Source organism: Melaminivora alkalimesophila, assembly GCF_000282995.1.
Lineage (GTDB): Bacteria > Pseudomonadota > Gammaproteobacteria > Burkholderiales > Burkholderiaceae_C > Melaminivora > Melaminivora alkalimesophila.
In genome coordinates this window covers 1-2,599 of the sequence record NZ_ALEE01000497.1, presented here as the reverse complement: position 1 = coordinate 2,599, position 2,599 = coordinate 1, and the positions used below count along the sequence as shown (strand labels likewise).

The 2,599-nt window shown below is 72.5% G+C and carries 3 protein-coding genes; 2 read left to right on the top strand and 1 reads right to left on the bottom strand.

What is annotated here, in order from left to right:
• On the bottom strand, positions 1 to 1,048 hold a 1,048-nt coding region (locus tag A612_RS09720; RefSeq protein WP_019374305.1), incomplete at its 3' end, for a YihY/virulence factor BrkB family protein.
• A 115-nt stretch (positions 1,049 to 1,163) separates the two neighbouring features.
• Between A612_RS09720 and A612_RS09715 the strand changes: the two genes are divergently transcribed.
• Together A612_RS09715 and A612_RS09710 are read left to right on the top strand one after the other, a co-directional pair.
• Complete coding sequence (locus tag A612_RS09715) at positions 1,164 to 1,700, top strand: shikimate kinase (RefSeq protein WP_040436532.1); 537 nt, start codon at positions 1,164 to 1,166, stop codon at positions 1,698 to 1,700.
• Between the two features lie 132 nt (positions 1,701 to 1,832).
• On the top strand, positions 1,833 to 2,537 hold the full coding sequence (locus A612_RS09710; RefSeq protein ID WP_019374303.1) for a glutathione S-transferase N-terminal domain-containing protein: 705 nt from the start codon (positions 1,833 to 1,835) through the stop codon (positions 2,535 to 2,537).
• The last annotated feature ends 62 nt before the right edge of the window (positions 2,538 to 2,599 follow it).

Below are 2,599 nucleotides of genomic sequence, written 5' to 3'. Positions count from 1 at the left end.
AGGCGGGCGGCGGCGCGGCCTCGCCGCGGGCCATGCGCGCCAGCTGGCCGAAGTCGGCAGGCTGCTCGAAGCTGGCAATGCCTGCCCCCTGCGGCGGGGCGGACGCGGGACGGGGCGGAGCCGGCGGCCCGGCGGGGGCAGGCGCCGCAGCCGGGCCCGTGTGCTGCTGGCGCTGCTCCTGCAACGCGCGCGCGCAGCTGGCGGCGAACAGCAGCACGGCCGACGAGAAATAGATCCACATCAGCAACACCACCAGCGAGCCGGCCGCGCCGTAGGCCGAGACCACCGCGGCGGTGGACAGGTACAGCGCCAGGCCCTGCTTGCCCACGGTGAACAGCACGGCGCCCACGAAGCCGCCGAAGAACAGGCAGCGCAGCGGCGGGTGGTGTCCCCCTCCGATGCGCATCAGCCCGACGAACAGCAGCACCGCCACGCCAAAGGCCACGCTCTCGTTGATCACCCCCAGCACCAGCCCCGAGCCGAAGGGCAGCCAGCTGCTGGCCCACTTTCCCAGCACGCTGATCACCGTGGACAGCACCAGCGACACCAGCAGCAGGAAGCCGATCGCGAGGATGTAGGCGAGCCCGCGCAGGCGCAGCGAGGCCAGCCGCCACCAAGCCTTGCCGGCGTGCGCCTCGTCCGCGTCGCCCCACAGGCGATTGAGCGCCGACTGCAGCTCCACGAACACCCCGGTCGCCCCCGACAGCAGCAGCACGAAGGCCGCCAGCGAGGCCAGCCGGCCCTCGGAGGGCTCCTGGGCGCTGGCCAGCGCCTGGCGCACCACCTCGGCGCCGCGATCGCCCATCACGTTCTGCACCTGCTCGATCAGGTTGCTCTCCAGGTAGGACTTGTCGATCCACCAGCCCAGCACCCCCACCAGCAGCAGCAGCAGCGGCGCCAGGCTCAGCATGCCGTAGAAGGACATGGCCGCGCTCATGCGCAGCCCGTCGGCGTCGGACCACAGTGCCACCGCGCGGACGAAGGGCCGGATGGGCTGCAGCAGCGATTGCCCGCGCGCCTTGAGCCGGTCGAGAAAGGAAGGGGCCATGGCGCCATTGTCCGCACCCGGCGCGGCTCCGCGTGTCGGCACACGCCCCTTCCGCGCGCCGTACACTTGCCGCCTGCCCGCCTCCTTTCCTCCCTCACCGACGCCGTCTCCTTCCATGCCAACCCGCTGCGCCCTCATCGGCATGCCCGGCGCGGGCAAGTCCACCGCCGGCCGGCAGGTCGCGCGCCGCCTGCAGCTGCCGTTCATCGACATGGACCAGCTGCTGGAAGAACGCCTGGGCTGCCGCATCCGCGACTATTTCGAGCAGCACGGCGAGGCCGCCTTCCGCGCGCACGAGGCGGCGCTGCTGGCCGAGCTGGCGGATGCGCCCGGGCCGATGCTGCTGTCGCCCGGCGGCGGGATCGTGCTACGCGAGGACAACCGCGCGGCGCTGCGGCGCGGCTTCGCGCCGGTGCTGTACCTGCGCGCCAGCCCGGACGAGCTGTTTCGCCGCCTGCGCCACGACCGCAGCCGCCCGCTGCTGCAGACGCCGGACCCGCTCGCGCGCCTGCGCGAGCTGTACCGGGTGCGCGACCCGCTCTATCGCGAAGTCGCCAGCCACGTCATCGAGACCGGCCGCCCGACGCTGCAGTCGCTGGTCGGCATGGTGCTCATGCAGCTGGAGCTGGCGCCCGGCGCTGCCGCTCCCTGAGGCCGCGTCCGCGCCTCCGGCGACCGACGCCACGACGGCGCCTTGCCCGGCACCGCGGCGCTCCCCCTGGCCTAGAGTGTGCGGAATCGCGGCCTGCATTTCTTCGGCCCGGCCGTGCCAACGAGGAGAGCCATGCCCCTGAACCACCCCATCACCGCCCGCTGGCCGGCGCGCCACCCCGAGCGCCTGCAGCTGTATTCGCTCAACACCCCCAACGGCGTGAAGGTCTCGATCATGCTGGAGGAGACCGGCCTGCCCTACGAGGCCCACTTGGTGGACTTCGGCAAGGACGAGCAGCACACGCCCGAATTCCTGGCGCTCAACCCGAACAACAAGATCCCGGCCATCATCGACCCGGACGGCCCGGGCGGCCAGCAACTGGCGCTGTTCGAGTCCGGCGCCATCCTGGCCTACCTGGCGGAGAAGACCGGCGCGCTGCTGCCCCGCGAGCCGATCGCGCGCTGGCAGACGCTGCAGTGGCTGTTCTGGCAGGTCGGCGGCGTCGGCCCCATGTTCGGCCAGCTCGGCTTCTTCCACAAGTTCGCCGGCAAGGACTGGGAGGACAAGCGCCCGCGCGACCGCTATGTGCAGGAGACGCGCCGCCTGCTGGGCGTGCTCGACGGCCGCCTGAAGGACCGGACCTGGATCATGGGCGAGGACTACACCATCGCCGACATCGCCGTGCTGCCCGCGGTGCGCAACCTGATCGAGTTCTACGGCGCGGGCGAGCTGGTCGGGATCGAGGACTTTGCCCAGGTGCGGCGCGTGCTGGCCAACTTCCTGGACCGGCCGGCGGTGCAGCGCGGGCTGCAGATCCCGTCGCGCGACGGCGCCTGAGCCCGGGGCTGGCATGGCCATGGCGACCTCTCTGCCCCGCCCGGCCCCGCCGGCAGGCCTGC